Source organism: Bacillus sp. NP247, assembly GCF_018966865.1.
Taxonomy (GTDB): domain Bacteria; phylum Bacillota; class Bacilli; order Bacillales; family Bacillaceae_G; genus Bacillus_A.
This window is the reverse complement of sequence record NZ_CP076653.1, coordinates 2,326,084-2,345,397: the sequence shown is the minus strand read 5'-3', so window position 1 is coordinate 2,345,397 and position 19,314 is coordinate 2,326,084. Positions and strand designations below refer to the sequence as shown.

19 protein-coding genes are annotated in these 19,314 nt (G+C 37.9%); 15 read left to right on the top strand and 4 right to left on the bottom strand.

The window, feature by feature from the left end; translation table 11 throughout:
• Window positions 1-55 precede the first annotated feature (55 nt).
• The 4 genes from KPL75_RS12490 (at window position 56) to KPL75_RS12475 (ending at window position 5,057) form a co-directional block, all read left to right on the top strand.
• Window positions 56-1,540, top strand: a complete 1,485-nt coding sequence (locus tag KPL75_RS12490) for a S41 family peptidase (protein ID WP_219921106.1) — start codon at window positions 56-58, stop codon at window positions 1,538-1,540.
• Window positions 1,541-1,651: 111 nt separating this feature from the next.
• Window positions 1,652-2,836, top strand: a complete 1,185-nt coding sequence (locus KPL75_RS12485; protein ID WP_219920849.1) for a PDZ domain-containing protein — start codon at window positions 1,652-1,654, stop codon at window positions 2,834-2,836.
• A 128-nt stretch (window positions 2,837-2,964) separates the two neighbouring features.
• On the top strand, window positions 2,965-4,680 hold the full coding sequence (locus KPL75_RS12480) for an ABC transporter ATP-binding protein (protein ID WP_219920848.1): 1,716 nt from the start codon (window positions 2,965-2,967) through the stop codon (window positions 4,678-4,680).
• A gap of 65 nt (window positions 4,681-4,745) precedes the next feature.
• Window positions 4,746-5,057 (top strand): heavy metal-binding domain-containing protein, encoded by a 312-nt coding sequence (locus KPL75_RS12475; RefSeq protein WP_219920847.1) that lies wholly within the window; start codon window positions 4,746-4,748, stop codon window positions 5,055-5,057.
• A gap of 209 nt (window positions 5,058-5,266) precedes the next feature.
• Here the strand turns inward: KPL75_RS12475 and abc-f are convergent, their stop codons facing one another.
• The 4 genes from abc-f to KPL75_RS12455 form a co-directional block, all read right to left on the bottom strand.
• Window positions 5,267-6,901, bottom strand: coding sequence for a ribosomal protection-like ABC-F family protein (gene abc-f / locus KPL75_RS12470; RefSeq protein ID WP_219920846.1), 1,635 nt, complete (start codon window positions 6,899-6,901; stop codon window positions 5,267-5,269).
• A gap of 264 nt (window positions 6,902-7,165) precedes the next feature.
• Window positions 7,166-7,711 carry a flavodoxin family protein gene (locus tag KPL75_RS12465; RefSeq protein WP_219920845.1) on the bottom strand — a complete coding sequence of 182 codons (546 nt, stop codon included), beginning with the start codon at window positions 7,709-7,711 and terminating at the stop codon, window positions 7,166-7,168.
• A gap of 4 nt (window positions 7,712-7,715) precedes the next feature.
• Entirely contained in the window at window positions 7,716-8,084 is a 369-nt protein-coding gene (locus KPL75_RS12460) for a MerR family transcriptional regulator (protein WP_219920844.1), read from the bottom strand.
• Between the two features lie 51 nt (window positions 8,085-8,135).
• Window positions 8,136-9,029, bottom strand: a complete 894-nt coding sequence (locus KPL75_RS12455) for a LysR family transcriptional regulator (protein WP_219920843.1) — start codon at window positions 9,027-9,029, stop codon at window positions 8,136-8,138.
• Between the two features lie 152 nt (window positions 9,030-9,181).
• Here KPL75_RS12455 and KPL75_RS12450 point away from each other — a divergent pair, with 152 nt between their 5' ends.
• The 11 genes from KPL75_RS12450 (at window position 9,182) to KPL75_RS12400 (ending at window position 19,198) form a co-directional block, all read left to right on the top strand.
• Window positions 9,182-10,204 carry a YeiH family protein gene (locus KPL75_RS12450; protein ID WP_219920842.1) on the top strand — a complete coding sequence of 341 codons (1,023 nt, stop codon included), beginning with the start codon at window positions 9,182-9,184 and terminating at the stop codon, window positions 10,202-10,204.
• Window positions 10,205-10,457: 253 nt separating this feature from the next.
• The gene (locus KPL75_RS12445; RefSeq protein ID WP_000538363.1) at window positions 10,458-10,655 is read left to right on the top strand and encodes a helix-turn-helix transcriptional regulator; all 198 of its coding nucleotides are present in this window, start codon (window positions 10,458-10,460) and stop codon (window positions 10,653-10,655) included.
• A 15-nt stretch (window positions 10,656-10,670) separates the two neighbouring features.
• On the top strand, window positions 10,671-11,060 hold the full coding sequence (locus tag KPL75_RS12440; RefSeq protein WP_219920841.1) for a hypothetical protein: 390 nt from the start codon (window positions 10,671-10,673) through the stop codon (window positions 11,058-11,060).
• 18 nt (window positions 11,061-11,078) lie between these two features.
• Entirely contained in the window at window positions 11,079-11,300 is a 222-nt protein-coding gene (locus tag KPL75_RS12435) for a hypothetical protein (protein ID WP_219920840.1), read from the top strand.
• A gap of 60 nt (window positions 11,301-11,360) precedes the next feature.
• The gene (locus KPL75_RS12430; RefSeq protein ID WP_219920839.1) at window positions 11,361-11,624 is read left to right on the top strand and encodes a hypothetical protein; all 264 of its coding nucleotides are present in this window, start codon (window positions 11,361-11,363) and stop codon (window positions 11,622-11,624) included.
• A gap of 99 nt (window positions 11,625-11,723) precedes the next feature.
• A complete protein-coding gene (locus KPL75_RS12425; RefSeq protein WP_219920838.1) occupies window positions 11,724-12,485 on the top strand; it encodes a MerR family transcriptional regulator in 762 nt (253 codons plus the stop codon).
• Window positions 12,482-13,108 carry a hypothetical protein gene (locus KPL75_RS12420; RefSeq protein WP_219920837.1) on the top strand — a complete coding sequence of 209 codons (627 nt, stop codon included), beginning with the start codon at window positions 12,482-12,484 and terminating at the stop codon, window positions 13,106-13,108. The genes KPL75_RS12425 and KPL75_RS12420 overlap by 4 nt, the downstream gene beginning before the upstream one ends.
• An 85-nt stretch (window positions 13,109-13,193) precedes the next feature.
• On the top strand, window positions 13,194-13,625 hold the full coding sequence (locus KPL75_RS12415; protein ID WP_219920836.1) for a DUF4362 domain-containing protein: 432 nt from the start codon (window positions 13,194-13,196) through the stop codon (window positions 13,623-13,625).
• Window positions 13,626-13,777: 152 nt separating this feature from the next.
• On the top strand, window positions 13,778-15,754 hold the full coding sequence (gene uvrB, locus KPL75_RS12410; RefSeq protein ID WP_219920835.1) for an excinuclease ABC subunit B: 1,977 nt from the start codon (window positions 13,778-13,780) through the stop codon (window positions 15,752-15,754).
• Window positions 15,755-15,759: 5 nt separating this feature from the next.
• On the top strand, window positions 15,760-18,630 hold the full coding sequence (gene uvrA, locus KPL75_RS12405) for an excinuclease ABC subunit UvrA (protein ID WP_219920834.1): 2,871 nt from the start codon (window positions 15,760-15,762) through the stop codon (window positions 18,628-18,630).
• 187 nt (window positions 18,631-18,817) lie between these two features.
• On the top strand, window positions 18,818-19,198 hold the full coding sequence (locus KPL75_RS12400) for a phage holin family protein (protein ID WP_002089574.1): 381 nt from the start codon (window positions 18,818-18,820) through the stop codon (window positions 19,196-19,198).
• Window positions 19,199-19,314 lie beyond the last annotated feature (116 nt).

Genomic DNA, 19,314 nt, shown 5'->3' with positions numbered 1-19,314 from the left:
ATTCGTACAAGCTTATCATATAGTAGAAATAGGTAAAGGCATCACACATCGTGTGATGCCTTTTGCTACACCACCTGTGTGTTCTGGAAAGGGGAATTCCGCATTGAAACGTAGAGTTGCAATTATTGGAATGGTTGTTGCATTTTTAATTGGTGCTGGCGGGATGTTTGGTGGTATGTACTGGCTTGGGATAAACCCAGCGTATGTAACGCAAACAGTATCGAATGGTAATGCTGGCACAGCGCAAGGGAATTTGACAAAGATTAATGAGGCGTACGCACTAATTGATTCACGTTATGTGGAAGACGTGAAAGACGATAAATTAGTCGAAGGTGCGATACAGGGAATGTTGTCTACGCTGAAGGACCCTTATTCCACGTATATGGATAAAGAAACGGCAAAACAGTTTAGTCAGTCACTAGATCCTGAACTTGAAGGGATTGGAGCTGAAGTGAACAAGACGGACGGTAAGCTTATTATCGTATCGCCAATTAAAGGTTCACCAGCAGAAAAGATAGGAATTAAACCGAATGACCAAATTTTATCTGTAGATGGAAATAGTGTGAAAGATTTATCACGTGAAGAAGCAGTATTAAAAATTCGTGGTAAAAAAGGAACGACTGTTGCAATTGAAATTAAGCGCGCAGGAGTGGCTGATCCGATAGAATTTAAAATTAAGCGTGAAAAGATTCCGATTTTCACTGTATTTAGTTCCGTAAAGCAAGAGAGTGAAAAAGACATCGGTTATATGCAAATTACTTCTTTCGCTGAAAATACTGCGAAAGAATTTAAGGATCAGTTAAAAGAGTTAGAGAAGAAACATATAGCAGGCTTAGTTATTGACGTACGTGGTAATCCTGGTGGCTATTTAAATAGTGTAGAAGAAATACTAGGAGACATCATGACAGATAAAAAACCAATGCTACAAGTAGAACAGCGAAATGGTGAGAAGAAGAAATTCTCTACGGAGCTGAAAGAAAGAAAGTCATATCCAATTTCAGTATTAATTGATAATGGAAGTGCTTCTGCTTCAGAGATTTTAGCGGGTGCGCTGAAAGAGGGAGAAGGATACGATTTAATTGGTGAAAAAACGTTTGGTAAAGGTACTGTTCAGCAGGCTGTTCCATTTAAAGATGGCAGCAACATTAAATTAACAATGTTTAAATGGTTAACACCAGATGGCAATTGGATTCATAAAAAAGGAATCGCGCCAACTGTAGAAGTAAAGCAACCAGATTTTTATCATGCAACGCCAATTCAAATTGAAAAGACACTTGCATACAATTCAAATGATGTACAAGTAAAACACGCGCAAGAAATGCTTAAGAGCTTAGGATATGTACCAGGACGTGAAGATGGATACTTTAGCAAAGAGACAGAATCAGCACTAAAAGCATTCCAAAATGCGAATGAGATGGAAGCAACAGGACAACTCGATAAAAAGACAGCTGAAGCGATTCAAACTAAAATCATTGAAAAAATCCGTTCTGGAGAAAATGATTTACAATTACAAACCGCATTGAAATTAATAGCGAAATAAGAAAGAATACAGGCACTTTGATGCCTGTATTTTTTTATGTGTTAAACAAACATTTCTTTAGTTATGATAAGATAAAAAGAAAAAATGATATAAATGGTGGTGAATGAATTCGTGGAGGCATGGCTTTTTGAAATACTACGAGCAGTTGGACGTTTTTTCTTACACCCTGCTGTCTATGTATTTTTAATTAGTAGTATCTTCGTTGGATACTTACGTATATTACGAGAACGAAAAGATTTTTCTTTTAAAGTATATGATATTTGGTTTGAACTACGAACAACTCTATTTGCAGGCATTGGGTACGGATTAATCGTATCTATTATTACGGTTGGGCTTGGGCTTGTTGTTTCAAAAGCGAGTTTATGGGCAATTTTACTTTGGACGTTATTATTCGGATTAATTGCTATGTATCGATATTTATCTGTAGCTTATACTTTCGGAATCGCTATTGCACTCGTGTTGTTATCGTCTAAGATGCCAGTTTCCTTCTTACAGCTTGGAGAAGGTGAAGAGGGTACGATTGTATCCCTTGCTATTTTATTAGGCGTTATGCTCGTTGTAGAGGGGTTATTAATCTCTAAAAATGCAGTTCGCTATTCTACGCCGAAAATTAACAAAGGTAAGCGTGGGCTACGAATTGGGCTACATGAATCAAATCGTTTATGGCTTGTGCCAGTATTTATTCTTATACCAGGAGACGCGGTGACAGGATTTATTTCTTGGTGGCCTGTCGTTTCAATAGGTTCGACTACATACTCTTTATTCCTCGTTCCATTTTTAATTGGATTTATGAGAAAGGTTAGAAGTTATGAGCCGACAGAAGCTTTATTATTTACAGGAAGACGTGTCTATGGATTAGCAGGGCTCGTACTCGTTTTAGGTGTCGCAAGTTATTGGTGGCACGTACTCGCAATTATCGCGATGGGAGTCGCAATGCTTGGGCGCTTTACAATCTCGATGCAAGAGAAAATTGCAGACGAGAAAAGACCAGCATACTTTGCAGCACGTGATGATGGACTTGTTGTGTTAGATACAATTCCGAATACAATTGGGGCAGAGATGAATTTAAAGCCTGGAGAAGTTATTACGAAAGTAAATGGAATTATTCCAAGAAGTACCGAAGAGTTTTATGACGCGCTTCAAACGAAGACGACAGGAGCATTTTGTAAATTAGAAGTAGTAGATACAAATGGTGAGCTTCGTCTTGCTCAAACAGCATTATACGCCGGGGGACATCATGAATTAGGTGTTGTGTTTGTCCAGCAAGAGCATGAGTGGGATTCGGAAGCTATATAAAATAAAATGGAAACCTTCATCAAACACAGATGAAGGTTTTTTTAGTTTCATAGACGGATAACTTGAATAATTATTTGATAATGGTTATCATTTAGAGAGTCTTTTAATTTGGAAAAGGGAGGAAAGATATGCTACGTAAATTTTTTTCTTACTATAAACCGTACAAAGGTTTATTTATACTTGATTTTTCCTGTGCAGTTATCGCAGGTTTACTCGAACTTGGTTTCCCGCTTATCGTAAATCAATTTATTGATAAGTTATTACCAGGGCAAAACTGGACGCTTATTTTATGGGCTTGTTTCGGTTTATTCGCAGTTTACGTGTTAAATGCAGGTTTGCAATACGTTGTTACATATTGGGGACATATGCTTGGTATTAACATTGAAACTGATATGAGACAGAAATTATTTGATCATATTCAAAAGCTATCATTCAGATTTTTTGATAATAATAAAACAGGTCATTTAATTTCACGTCTTACAAACGATTTAATGGAAATTGGGGAAATTGCTCACCATGGACCAGAAGATTTATTCATTGCCATTATGACTTTAGTCGGAGCATTTTCATTTATGATGATGATTAACTGGAAGTTAGCACTTCTAACATTCTTCGTAATTCCATTCTTATTATGGTTGGCACTTTACTTCAATAAAAAAATGACAGGTACGTTTAGACGTTTATTCTCAGACGTTGCTGATTTTAATGCATGTATCGAGAACAATGTTGGTGGTATCCGCGTTGTACAAGCATTCGGAAATGAAAAGTTTGAGAAAGAGCAATTTGCTGTAAACAATGCTCGTTTCCGTACAACAAAATTAATGGCGTATAAAATTATGGCGTTAAATTCATCTATTAGTTATATGCTCATGCGCCTTGTAACACTCTTTGTATTAATATGTGGTACATGGTTCGTACTGCAAGGTGAATTAACGTACGGTGGATTTATCGGATTCGTTTTATTAACGAATATTTTCTTCCGCCCAATTGAAAAAATTAATGCGGTTATCGAAAGTTATCCGAAAGGAATCGCTGGTTTTAAAAGATATGTAGAACTTCTGGAAACAGAGCCGGATATTGTAGATTCTAAAGATGCAATCGAAGTTAAACATGTACACGGCGATATTCAATACAATAACATCACGTTCGGATATGAAAATAAAGAGCCGATTTTAAAAGATATTAATTTGAAAATACATGCAGGTGAAACAGTTGCTTTCGTTGGGCCATCAGGGGCAGGGAAAACAACACTATGTAGTTTATTACCGCGTTTTTATGAACACTCATCCGGATCGATTCAAATTGATGGCATTGACACGAAAGAGATGACGTTATCGTCACTTCGTAAGCAAATCGGAATTGTGCAGCAAGATGTTTTCTTATTCTCAGGAACAATTCGTGAAAATATCGCTTACGGAAACTTAAAAGCTTCAGAAGCTGAAATTTGGCAGGCGGTAAAACGTGCCCAGTTGGAGGACTTAATTTACTCGCAACCAGACGGTTTAGAGACAGTTATTGGTGAGCGTGGTGTGAAACTTTCAGGAGGACAAAAGCAGCGTTTAGCAATTGCCCGTATGTTCTTGAAGAACCCGCCAATTTTAATTTTAGATGAAGCAACTTCTGCGCTAGACACAGAGACAGAACTTGCTATCCAAAAATCACTTGCTGAACTATCTGTCGGCCGTACAACATTAGTTATCGCTCACAGGCTTGCAACTATTAAAAATGCAGATCGTATCGTCGTTGTAAATAAAGAAGGTATTGCAGAACAAGGTTCACATGAGGAACTAATTGAGCAAGGCGGAGGATATAGCAGGTTATATGAAGCGCAGTTTAGTTCCTAAATATAATTTCTGCTGAATTAGTGCACCATAAGTGGGTAGAAATCTCATATGGGGGGCTCTAAAGTATGATTGTAACAACAACGTCTACAATTCAAGGAAGAGAAATTATTGAGTATATCGATATCGTGAATGGAGAAGCGATTATGGGTGCGAATATCGTTCGTGACCTTTTTGCCTCTGTCCGTGACGTTGTCGGCGGTCGTGCAGGTGCTTATGAAAGCAAATTAAAAGAAGCGCGCGACATTGCAATGGAAGAGATGAAAACTCTCGCAAGACAAAAAAATGCGAATGCCATCGTTGGTATCGACGTGGATTACGAAGTAGTTCGCGAAGGAATGCTAATGGTTGCAGTGAGCGGGACTGCTGTCCGTATATAAAGTGAAACTTTAATCAGTGGGGGGCAACATCCCCACTGGTTATTAGCCTTCACCAATCGGGCATTTACTGCCCACAAATAGCAAGATAAAGTGAAAAGCCGTGCTGGTGCACGGCTTTTTGTTATTGTGGTGTCTAATATTATCTTTATGTCGAAGCCGCGATATTTCTTGGGAAATGTGGAAGGTCCCGTCGATATATAGGGAAGACATTAGAGCACTTCTTTACACCGCTGAATTTGAACTAATAATTTTTCATATTCTTGTTCAAGAAATGTGATGTCATCGTGATGATTGGGTATAGAAATTCGGCTGATGACTTCTGTTAATTTTGTCTGTAATCGCAATAATTCTTGTTCAGTAACGTTTACGGAAGCTTGGTTGGTTCTTTTGATGTATTGCTCGTAATTGCCATGGAATATTCGTGGTTCGCTCTCATCTACTTGTAGAATATGGTCTGCAACAGAACGAATAAAGGCACGGTCATGGCTAATGAAAAGTATAGTGCCAGGATACTCTTGTAACATGCTTTCTAATTCTTCTTGCGTTGCCAAGTCTAAATAGTTTGTCGGTTCGTCGAGCAGAAGCATATTATAGTTTCCTAAAAATACTTTTGCGAGTGCAACCTTCATGCGTTCTCCACCACTTAAGACGTGCACAGGTTTATGAACATCTTCACGGCGGAATAGGAGCCTTGCAAGTATTGTTCGAACGAACGATTCTGTGTAGTTTGTTTCTTCTAGAACGTTTTCTAAAATTGTTTTATCTGTTTTTAAAATAGATAATGTTTGTTCAAAGTATCCAATTTTACAACTTTTCGAAAGCTGAATGCCACGCTCGTTCGCGAGAAGCATTTTGAACAAAGTTGTTTTCCCACTTCCGTTTGCCCCTAAAATAGCAAGCTTTGCCCCAGGGACAATTGTTCCATTCATATTTTTAAATAGTGTGCGATCCCCTATTTTCTTCGTTGTTTTATTAAACTGAACAACTGCTTTACTATGAATTGGTGTGTGGTATTGTACGTCAAACTGAGCTTGAGAAAAGTCCTTCGGTTTTTCTTTCTGTTCCAACTTTTCAAGGCGTGTTTCCAGTGCTTTCGCTACTTTGCTAACATTTTCTTGCCCATGAGCCCCGCTGCACTTATAAAGTTTAGATTCAGATGAACTGAACCGTGTTGGGATTTTTGTCATGCTAGAAGCACGTTGCTTTCTTTGTGAAATTGACTGTTCTAACCGATTTTTTTCTTGTATATATTGATCATATTCTGCTTGCTTTTGTATTCGCTCACGTTCTTTTTGCTTTCGATAGTTTGAATAATTCCCTTTGTACTCTTGAATAGTACCGTCTTCAACTTCGATGATTTTTGTACATATGGCATCTAAAAAATCACGATCATGCGATATTAAAACAAGTGCACCGTTATAAGATAAAAATGTCTTTTCTAATTGCTCTGTACCAAACATATCTAAGTGACTTGTTGGCTCATCAGCAAATAGAATGCCTGCATCTTGTTCGAGGGCATGGGCGATCTTTAGGCGCATTCGTTCACCGCCGCTCATTGAATTTGCGACGTTTGAAATATTCCATTTTCCTTTAGCGAGGGAAGAAGTGATTTCCGGTATTTCTTCGCTAAGCTGAGGAATGATGGCGATAGAACTATGATGAGTTACTGTTCCTTTGTCAGCTTCTATTTCTTTACTTAATATTTGTAATAACGTAGATTTTCCAGCTCCGTTGACTCCGACAATTCCTATACGATCGTTTGCTTGAATTTCTAGTGATGGTAACGTAAATATGGTGCGATCACCAAAGCTCTTTTCGATATTACGTGCGATTAAAATAGTCATAAAAAAACCTCCCTAGTTTCACTAGAGAGGATAAACGTCGCCCTTCAATGTAAAAATCGTACATAAATAAACGATTTTTCACATGATCGTCTCGAAAGAAAGTATCGACAAATGGACAGACTAATCCCCTGCTAGTTTTCATCATTTTTGTTCACTATTTGTGATGGATGAAATAAATAAGAGAATTAGAACTTCATTGGTCAAAGTACCTTCCTTTCATAATATTATTTTTATTGTATGCGCATACAAACGGGCTTGTCAAACTTATTTCTGTTGGCTATTTTTAAATTCGCTATTATACAGTTGTGCCTTTGTGAGTGCTTCAGCATCATTTTTGATTTCATCTAATCCGTTCGCATCCCCGATAATATACCCTTCAAATGATGAACCAACAAAATCAAAGATATATTGGAATTGAGCAATAAGTGGCAATGCTTTCAGTTTCGGATTGTCTCCACCAACGATGACAACGTACATTTTTTTACCTTTCATTTTCTCTCTGAAATGAAGAGAGGTATTGCGTAAGCTTTGTGACCAGCGATCAACGAAGTTTTTCATATGGCCGCTCATTCCGTACCAGTATAGTGGTGTAGCAAAGATAATCGTGTCGTGCTCTAGCATGCGTTTGGTTAACTGCTCGTAGTCATCATTTACAGGTTGAAATCCTTCTGCATCATGGCGCTGATCTGTAATAGGATAAATGGTATGATCACGCAAATAAATTTGTTCTGTTTCAATTCCATCAATCATCATATGTGTTAAAGATTCCGTATTTCCGTTTTGTCTTGAACTGCCGTGTATAACAAACATGCAATCATCCCTTTTCTTTTTCTTGTTTTAGGAGTGAAACGTGTTTTTGTAAATTCGTTTGAATGTTGGAAAGTAATGAGATTTGCCTTGTTACTTCATTGAGCTTATCTTCGTAAAGTGCAAGGATACTGCTGCATGGATTTTCGTATAGATGTGGTTCGATTTCGAGGCAACGCAGCATTCTTGCGGTCTCTTCTAAATTTAAGCCGAGCTGTAAGTACATTTGGATAAGCTCTACTTTTTCAATGGCACTTTGATCGAAATCACGATAGCCGTTTGTGAGGCGATTTGAAGGGAGCAATCCCTTTTCTTCATAATGTCTTAGTGATCTTTCGCTAACGCCAGTTTCTTTTGATAACTCTCCAATTCGCACTGCATTTCACTCCTTTTACATGTATTGTAAACCTTCACACTAATGTGAGGGTCAACTCTGTTTTTTCGCAAAAGAATCTACATGATTTAAAAACACTTGAATGGCTTTAGACGGAATGAAATATTTGCCGCGCACGATGGAGAATGGACGGATTAGTTTTTCAGTTGGAACTTCGACGTGGAATAGTTCTTGAGCTAGTAGTTCTTTCCGCACGGTCCAATCAGAAAGTATAGCGATGCCAAGCCCGGCAGCGACGGCTTCCTTTACACTTTGAATGCTACTAAATGTAAAGAATCGTTTCATTTTTAAATGATGTTGATGAATAAAACGATCGCTATAGGCACGTGTCCCAGAGCCACTTTCTCTTAATACCCATACTTGGTCTTGGAGAGTAGCTTCGTTTATATCCTCGATGTGAAGTAATGGATGATTTGGAGGGACGACGAGTTTCATTTCATCTTGCATAAAAGTTTCAACATCTACGTCAGCGTATACGACTTGGCCTTCCACTAAGCCGATATCAATTTGATTAGAACGAAGGCTTTGCAAAACTTCTTCTGTATTAGAGATAAGGGTATGAACTTCGACGTGCGGATTTTCATTGGCAAAGCGCGCAAGTATTTTCGGAAGTAAGTATTCACCAATTGTAAAGCTAGCGCCGATGCGAAGTGTTCCTGTTACGACGTTATGCAGCTCGTTAATTTCCTGTTTTGCATCTTCATAAAGAGAGAGCATTTGTTTTGCATGTATGTATAATATGTTTCCGGCTTCCGTAACTTGGACATGCTTCGGGGAGCGCTGAATGAGTGTAGTTCCAAATTCGTTTTCTAAGTTGCGTATATGCATGCTTACACCGGGTTGTGAAAGGTTTAATAGTTCCGCAGCACGCGAAAAATGCTTTTGCTCAACGACAGTAACAAAGATTTTTAAAATGTCGACGTTCATTTGTTAGGCCCCTTTATTTTTGTTTTCATTTTATCATAAGTATTTCTGATGATAGGGATTCAATATTGATATTAAACTTATTATTAAAACTCTCTTATAATGTAAGTAGAAAGAACATGCATGTTCCAATATGATCATTGGGGTGGTACGAAGTGGAACAAACACTTGTTATACAAAAGAAGAAGGGCTTTGGATTTTCACAAGGTATTGGGATTACATTATTAATCGCCATTGCCGCGAAATATTTAGCGGAGCTTCCATTTTTAAATATTATGGGACAATTAGTAATTGCTATTCTAATTGGGATGGTTTGGCGCGCGGCGATCGGGATTCCTCAAGAGGCGATAGCGGGAACGAACTTTGCGAGTAAGAAGTTGCTTCGCTTTGGGATTATCTTACTTGGAATGCGATTAAATCTTGTTGATATTGCGAAGGCGGGGCCGAAAGTATTGGTCATCGCAGCGGTTGTTATTACATTTACAATTTTCGTTGTATATGGACTGACAAAAGTATTTAAAGTAGAAAAGAAACTTGGGATTTTAACGGCGTGCGGGACTGCAATTTGTGGCGCGGCAGCGGTCGTGGCGATTGCACCACAAGTGAAAGCAAAGGACGATGAAACGGCGGTTGGTGCCGCAATCATTGCAATTTTAGGTACAATATTTACACTTATTTATACATTATTATATCCAGTGCTTGGCTTATCTCCGTACGGTTACGGTGTATTCTCAGGTGCGACGCTGCATGAAATCGCTCATGTCATCGCAGCTGCGGCGCCAGGAGGAAGTACGGCTGTAGACATCGCAGTTATAGTGAAGCTAACGCGCGTTGCGATGCTTGTGCCAGTAGCAATTTTAATTGGATTATGGTTTGGTAAGAGTGAAGGTAGCGAGGAAAAACGATCTTGGCGAGACCTTCCGATTCCTTGGTTTATCTTTGGATTTTTAGCAATGAGTGCGGTGCATTCGCTTGGGATTATCCCAGAATTTGTTGCCGGATATATTGTAGTAATTGCGTACATGCTTATTGCAATGGCGATGGCAGGGCTAGGTTTAAATGTAGAGTTTAAAACGTTCCGCAAATTAGGAAGTAGGGCATTCGTCGCAGGGCTGATTGGCTCGGTTTGTCTATCGGTTCTTGGATACATTCTTGTATGGGCATTAGGATTTATGTAGTAGGAGGAAGAGGCTGTTCTCAAAGGTATTTGGGAACGGCTTTTTCTTATGATTATCGTGCAGCGGTTGTCAGTGTTTGTCGGTAATTCGATATATTCGGAGAATCGCCGATATAAACCTAATTACTATCGTACTTTGTTAGAGAAGGCATTCAGTGGAATGTTTTTTTAAAATTTGTAAATAAATTTTTACTTGTAATTGGAAAATATTTACAATTTAAGTAAAGATATCTTTACTTTTGAAGGTGGAGCCTATGGGTGTGAAAAATAAAATTAAAGAATTAAGAAAGCAAAATCATATAACACAAGTTGAAATGGCAAAGGCGATGCAGGTGACGAGGCAGACGATCGTGGCGATTGAAAATCACCATTACAATCCGAGTCTAGAGTTATCCCTAAAAATCGCCAAATATTTTGGGATGAAGGTGGAGGAAATCTTTACGCTGGAGTAAGTAAGGAGAGAGGAAATGAACGATACTAAAAAGTTGTATATCGCTACTGTCTTAGGATTATGTGGAGGGGACGTTTTAGTTCGTAGTATGGATCCATCCATACCGATGTTATCGCTAATAGTTAGTAACATTTTAGCAATTCTACTTTTAACAGTTTATGTGTATTACAAAAAGCGTAAGTACAGAAAAGAAGAACTTCCAGATATAGATGAGCGAGTAAATGAAAACATAAAAAGGTATGTAAATGTCTCATTTGTATTCGCGTTTATTCTACTTATTGTTTATATTGTTGCGAGCAAAGTGATAGGACGAATTACTATACCTATTACAGAAATATTCATTGTATGTAGTTTCTTATTTGCTGGTAGTCTCGTCATAGGAGTTATGGCGGGGAAACGGGCATAGCGATAGGAGGAATGAAAAATGCAAGATGAATTTGAGAGATTTCAGTCAGATAAAGCGTTTAAATATGTAGGGTTATTTTTTACGATTAGTTTAGCGATATGGAGTTTATATAATTTAATTATTGACGGAAATGCTGGTATGCCATTTGTTTTATTTGTACTCGGGCAGTTTGTTTATTTCTTTGTGAACTATTGGCCGAAATGGAAATATAGAAATAGTAAAGAGGCTGATCGTGTATGAGTATGGCATCGACGAGTGTGTTAGCAACAAGAAATAATAGATAGAAAAAGGGGAACTGGGATGGGATTACCGGTGTTATGTGTCGCTACAGCTATATTTGCGCTTCTTTGGGGAATGCAAAACTTTTCTCGTAATCCAGTGCCGAGTATTTGTATTATGATTGGTACTGTAGGTTTATCATATTATTTATTATTATCAGCGGATTACCATAAAACAGCAACGAGTGTTGTTGTTGTTGTTGTTGTTGTTGTTGTTGTTGTTGTTGTTGTTGGAGCGCTTATTTTATTTTGTGGGCGTGCTGTACAAAAGGGGTTATTTCCATAAAAGCTGTTTATACAAAGTGTATAAACAGCTTTTTGTATTTTTTTACAAAATGCTTGAAAGTTACGTAACATCATCTTTTATAATGAAGGGGAAGAGGTGATGGTAGTGATTTCAATACAAGAATTGACGAGAGAAACAGGGGTTACAGTACGTACACTGCGTTATTATGATCAAATAGATTTATTAAAACCGAGCGGAAAAACAGAGGGTGGGCATCGTTTATATAGTGAAGCTGACGTAATTCGTCTGCAACAAATTTTATTTTTGAAAGAAATGGGATTTTCATTAAAAGAAGCTGCGAATATGTTAGTAAAAGGTGAGCTTAACTTAAAGGATTCGCTTGAAAAGCAACTTCGATTTGTACAGGAAGAACAAAAGAAATTTAATCGAATGGAGCGTGTTTTACAAGCAGTTGTTTATTCGGTAGATGTAGAGGGGGAACTGGATTGGAAAGTTATGTTCGAACTCATTCAGCTTTCGAAACAGTCTCCTCGTATACGTGAAATATTTCAAAATGAAGTTTTTTCGAAAGAAGAGCAAGATTTACTTCACAATTTTCCAAATATGAGTGAGGAAGATCCGAATGTGTTAGAGTGGATAGATTTATTAAAGCAATTACGTAATTTTATGAAAGACGGTAAGAAAGCGGCAAGTGATGAGGTACAAGAGGCAACGAAGAAATTAATGCAGAAGTGTTTAGAGATGGCAAATGGTGATGAATCGTTTTTAGATAAGCTATGGGAAGTTAGAAAATCGAAGGATGATTCACAGAAAATGAGTATGTATCCAATTGAGGAAGAGCTTCTATTATATATGGATGAGGCTTTTCGTATATATGACGAAAGGGAGAGGGATAAATGAGTATACTCGCAGAATATCGTTGGTATTTTTTAATTGGGGCAGAGATTGTATTTTGGTTATCGGCTATCGGATTCTTTTTACTTCGTTATGGGTTCCGTTTGAAAAAGGCGAGTTTTATTATGGGGATTGTGCTACTCGTAAATGAAGTGTTTATTTTAACATTAGGGGTAGTTGATTATTATCAAACAGGAAAGTTCTCTAACTTTCAGATTATTACTGTCATTATTTTATTATATGCGGTCTTCTACGGGAAAAAGGATTTGAAGAAGCTTGATATATTTGTACAAAAATTAGTTGCGAAATGGAGGAATGAACCAGCGCCTATTATTGAAGAACAGGTAGAATTAACAGGTATGGCCTATGCAAAGCAGGAAATGAAAAATTGGGTATTACATCTTGTTTTATTCGTTGGTGTTCATATATTCTTTTTCTTCGCGTATGGATTTATTCCATTTGAACAATGGGGCAATTGGTTAGAGTCAGGAATCGTTTTAAATAAAGCTGCAAGCCGCGCGAGCCAAGTGTGGGCTATTATTCTTTTAGCGGATACTGCAATTTCATTTTCATATGTGATTTTTCCGAAGAAAGAGAAAGGGAAAAGAGATACTACTTTCATAAGATGAGAGTAGTTTTTTCTTGATAAAAGGTTCGGTGAAAGAGAGTATAGAACTTTTTAATTGTGTATACAAATAGTTTGAATAGGAGAGGATGACAATAGGAAAAAGAGCGAGTTTCATATGTGTTTTCTTCTTCAATTTAGTAGCATGTTCACAATCTAGCAGTACAGTTGATGAGAAGGATGATATCATTGCGAAAAGGACAGGGATTTCTAATCTATACAAATTTGAAAAGTTCGTTTTGAACGTTGAACAAGGAAAAGTTGATGAAATAAGGATTGTAAATTATACACATGAAGGCGATCCGATCTTTCAAACGTTAGAACATAGTGGAAAAGAGATACGTCATATTTTAGATAATAGACGAGATGAATTCGCAGGTGATAATAAAGGTGTTCAGTCTGATAGTTGTAAAAGAATAGTCAAAGAAGTTCGTGAAGTGGATATAAGGTATAGGTTGATAGATTGTATGAATGAAGACGGACGAAATGGATATGATTTGTTAGATGTGCCATTAAAATAAATTAGAGAGAGGAAGGAAGTATGTACTCCTTCCTTTTTCTATGTATATATTGTCGAAAATTTTACCGAATATCTGTTCGTTTTTTTAGGTTTTTTATGAGCATTCGTGGTAAAATAATAATACAGATTTTTTATGAGGAGGTCGGATTTTACTTGGAACATCAATTTGAAATTATCTCAGAGTATTCCCCGCAAGGTGATCAGCCGGGAGCGATAGAGAAGCTTGTAGAGGGAATTAATAGTGGAAAGAAAAAGCAAGTGTTGCTTGGAGCGACAGGAACGGGTAAGACATTTACGATTTCAAATGTCATTAAAGAGGTGCAGAAGCCAACACTTGTAATGGCTCATAATAAAACGTTAGCAGGACAGTTATATAGTGAGCTGAAAGATTTCTTTCCTAACAATTCTGTTGAGTATTTTGTTAGTTATTACGATTACTATCAGCCAGAAGCGTACGTACCACATACGGATACGTTTATTGAAAAAGATGCGCAAATTAACGATGAAATTGATAAATTACGCCACTCGGCAACGTCTTCCTTATTTGAACGAGATGATGTTATTATCGTTGCGAGTGTGTCGTGCATATACGGTTTAGGTTCTCCGGAAGAATACCGCGAGTTAGTTGTTTCACTTCGAGTTGGTATGGAAAAGGACCGCAATCAATTGCTTCGTGAACTTGTTGATGTACAGTATGGCCGTAATGATATTGATTTCAAGCGTGGTACATTCCGTGTGCGCGGAGATGTAGTTGAAATCTTCCCCGCATCACTTGACGAGCATTGTATTCGAATTGAATTTTTCGGGGATGAAATAGATCGTATTCGAGAAGTAAATGCATTAACGGGTGAAGTATTAGCAGAACGTGATCATGTAGCAATCTTCCCGGCATCTCACTTCGTTACACGTGAAGAAAAGCTGAAGGTCGCTATTGAAAATATCGAGAAAGAATTAGAAGAGCGTTTAAAAGAATTAAATGATAACGGTAAGTTGTTAGAGGCGCAGCGCATAGAACAGCGAACGCGTTATGATTTAGAAATGATGCGCGAGATGGGTTTTTGTTCAGGGATTGAAAACTATTCCCGTCATTTAACACTTCGTCCAGCAGGTTCAACGCCGTATACGCTTTTAGATTATTTTCCAGAGGATTTCTTAATTGTTATGGATGAGTCGCATGTATCGGTTCCGCAAGTAAGAGCGATGTATAACGGGGACCAAGCACGTAAGCAAGTGCTTGTTGATCATGGATTCCGTCTGCCATCAGCTTTAGATAATAGACCGCTCACGTTTGATGAGTTTGAAGAGAAAACGAATCAAGTTATTTACGTTTCGGCAACGCCAGGACCGTACGAGTTAGAGCAGTCACCGGAAGTAGTAGAACAAATTATTCGTCCAACAGGGCTTTTAGATCCACCAATTGATATACGACCAATTGAAGGACAAATAGATGATTTATTAGGAGAAATCCATGACCGGATTGCGAAAAATGAACGTGTATTAATTACGACTTTAACGAAGAAAATGTCAGAGGATTTAACGGACTATTTAAAAGATGTAGGAATTAAAGTGAACTATCTTCACTCTGAAATTAAAACGTTAGAACGTATTGAAATTATTCGTGACCTTCGCCTTGGTAAGTTTGATGTACTTGTCGGTATTAACTTATTACGAGAAGGATTAGATATTCCAGAAGTATCACTTGTAGCTATTTTAGATGCTGATAAGGAAGGGTTCCTACGTTCAGAGCGTTCATTAATTCAAACAATTGGTCGTGCGGCGCGTAATGCAAACGGCCGCGTTATTATGTACGCAGATCGCATAACGAGATCAATGGGAATTGCAATTGAAGAAACACAGCGTCGTCGTAGTATACAAGAAGCTTACAATGAAAAGCATGGTATTACGCCGAAAACGATTCAAAAAGGGGTACGTGACGTTATTCGTGCGACAACAGCAGCTGAGGATACGGAAACATATGAAGCAACACCAGCTAAGAAGATGACGAAAAAAGAACGTGAAAATACAATTGCGAAGATGGAAGCAGAGATGAAAGAAGCAGCAAAGGCGTTAGATTTCGAGCGTGCAGCTGAATTAAGAGATTTACTATTAGAATTAAAAGCGGAAGGGTGAAAAGAGTGAGTAAAGATTTTATTGTTGTAAAAGGTGCTAGAGCGCATAATTTAAAAAATATTGACGTAACCATTCCGAGAAATCAGCTTGTTGTTGTGACGGGATTGTCTGGTTCGGGGAAATCATCGTTAGCATTCGATACGATTTATGCAGAAGGACAGCGTAGATACGTGGAATCTTTATCTGCGTATGCGCGCCAGTTTTTAGGGCAAATGGATAAGCCGGATGTTGATATGATTGAAGGTTTATCTCCAGCGATTTCAATTGATCAAAAAACGACGAGTCGTAATCCTCGTTCAACGGTTGGAACGGTAACGGAGATTTATGATTATTTACGTTTATTATTCGCACGAATTGGTACGCCGATTTGTCCGAATCATGGAATTGAAATTACATCACAAACAGTGGAACAGATGGTAGACCGTGTTCTTGAATATCCTGAACGTACGAAGTTGCAAGTGCTAGCGCCTATCGTGTCAGGGCGTAAAGGTGCGCATGCGAAAGTATTAGAAGATATTAAGAAGCAAGGTTATGTTCGTGTGCGCGTTGATGGAGAGATGCTAGATGTATCTGAAGAGATTACTTTAGAAAAAAATAAGAAGCATTCAATTGAAGTTGTTATTGACCGTATTGTTGTGAAAGAAGGAATTGCAAGCCGACTTGCAGATTCACTAGAAAGTGCTTTAAAGCTTGGCGGGGGCCGAGTTTTAATCGATGTAATGGGAGAGGAAGAACTTCTATTTAGTGAACATCATGCTTGTCCACATTGTGGTTTTTCAATCGGAGAATTAGAGCCGCGTATGTTCTCGTTTAATAGTCCGTTCGGCGCGTGTCCTTCTTGTGATGGACTTGGATCGAAGTTAGAGGTAGATTTAGAACTTGTTATTCCGAACTGGGATGTATCATTAAATGAACATGCGATTGCTCCTTGGGAACCGACAAGTTCACAATATTACCCGCAATTATTAAAATCTGTGTGTAATCATTACGGCATCGATATGGATATGCCGGTGAAAGATATACCGAAGGATTTATTTGATAAAGTGCTGTACGGAAGTGGGGAAGAGAAGCTTTATTTCCGCTATGTGAATGAATTTGGTCAAGTAAAGGAAAATGAGATTTTATTTGAAGGTGTTATTCCGAATATTGAGCGTCGTTATCGTGAGACGAGTTCTGATTATATTCGTGAGCAAATGGAGAAATATATGGCAGAGCAAGCTTGTCCGAAGTGTAAAGGTGGACGCTTAAAGCCTGAGAGTTTAGCTGTTTTCGTTGGCGATAAAACGATTGCCGATGTAACGAAATATTCTGTTCAAGAAGTACAGGAGTTCTTCTCAACTGTTGAGTTAACGGAGAAACAACAGAAAATTGCTCATTTAATTTTAAGAGAAATTCAGGAGCGCGTTGGGTTCTTAGTGAACGTCGGTTTAGATTATTTAACGTTAAGTCGTGCCGCAGGAACTTTATCAGGTGGTGAGGCGCAGCGTATTCGTTTAGCGACACAAATTGGTTCTCGTCTTACGGGTGTACTTTACATTCTTGATGAGCCTTCTATCGGTTTGCATCAGCGTGATAATGATCGTCTTATTCGTACATTGCAGGAAATGCGTGACTTAGGAAATACGTTAATCGTTGTTGAGCATGATGAAGATACGATGATGGCTGCTGATTATTTACTTGATATCGGACCTGGTGCAGGTATTCATGGTGGTCAAGTTGTATCAGCGGGTACACCAGCTGAAGTTATGCAAGACGAGAATTCATTAACAGGGAAATATTTAAGCGGTAAAGAGTTTATTCCGGTACCACTTGAGAGACGTAAAGGTGACGGACGTAAAGTGGAGATTATCGGTGCGAAAGAAAATAACTTAAAGAATGCGAAGATGTCATTCCCTCTAGGAACATTTGTAGCAGTAACAGGCGTATCTGGCTCTGGAAAAAGTACGATAATTAATGAAGTGCTATACAAATCGTTAGCTCAAAAGCTATATAAGGCGAAAGCGAAGCCAGGGGCTCATAAAGAAATTAAAGGTCTTGAGCAGTTAGATAAAGTTATTGATATTGATCAATCACCAATCGGGCGTACACCGCGTTCCAATCCAGCAACATATACGGGTGTATTTGATGATATTCGTGATGTATTTGCGCAAACGAATGAAGCGAAAGTACGTGGATATCAAAAAGGACGTTTCAGCTTTAACGTAAAGGGTGGCCGTTGTGAAGCGTGCCGCGGTGATGGAATTATTAAAATTGAAATGCATTTCTTACCAGACGTGTATGTTCCGTGTGAAGTTTGTCACGGTAAACGTTATAATCGTGAAACGTTAGAAGTGAAATATAAAGATAAGAATATTTCTGAAGTGTTAGGGATGACAATTGAAGATGGGGTAGAGTTCTTTGCTAATATCCCGAAAATTAAGCGTAAACTTCAAACGCTTGTAGATGTAGGGCTTGGTTATATGAAATTAGGACAACCAGCTACGACGTTATCAGGTGGTGAGGCGCAGCGTGTGAAATTAGCTTCTGAATTACATCGTCGTTCTACAGGGCGTACGTTATACATTTTAGATGAGCCAACGACTGGCTTACATGCACATGATATTGCACGTCTTCTAGAAGTGTTGCAACGTCTTGTTGAGAGTGGCGAGACGGTACTTGTAATTGAGCATAATTTAGATGTTATTAAAACAGCTGATTATATTATTGACCTTGGACCAGAAGGCGGAGACAAAGGCGGACAAATCGTTGCTTCAGGAACGCCAGAGCAGGTAGTAAAAGAAGAACGCTCGTATACAGGTAAGTATTTAAAAGAGATTTTAAATCGTGATAAAGCAAGAATGAAAGAGAAGATAAAAGAAGTAGAATTATCGCAATAAGTTTATTTATGAAAACCGAGTGGGAAGTACACTCGGTTTTTATTTTGCAAAGGAAAACTGGTAAGAGTGTTAGTAGGTATACAAGCGTAAAGAATAGAATAAGTTGGTATAAGTATTTGTATGATACTTGCGTTTATTATCTATTAGCGTATGATGAAATATATATGTTAAAAGGATGTGTAAGGAAATGAGATGGATTGTATCACTTCTTGTAAATAGCGTTGTGTTAATCGCTGTATCCGGACTTTTAAAAGGGGTTGCACCAGACGCATTTTACATAGCAAATATACAAACTGCAATTATTGCGAGTATTATATTGGCGATTTTAAACGTATTTGTAAAGCCGCTTTTAATTTTAATTACGCTACCAATTACTCTTGTAACTTTCGGTTTCTTCTTAATTGTTATTAATGCGATTACGTTAAAGATGACGGATTCATTATTAGGGGACGCCTTTAATATATCTGGATTTGGTGTAGCGATTGTTGCGGCAATTTGTATTTCGATTTTTAATATGATAATTGAAAAAGTAATTGTTGAACCATTACATGAAAAAAAGAGAAAATGACAAAAAGAAAAACATTTCATGATTCATATGAAATGTTTTTTTCTATTTATTAGAAACCATGTTTCTTGTTCCCAGAAAAAAATGGTACAATATCCGATAGAATGGAATTTTACATC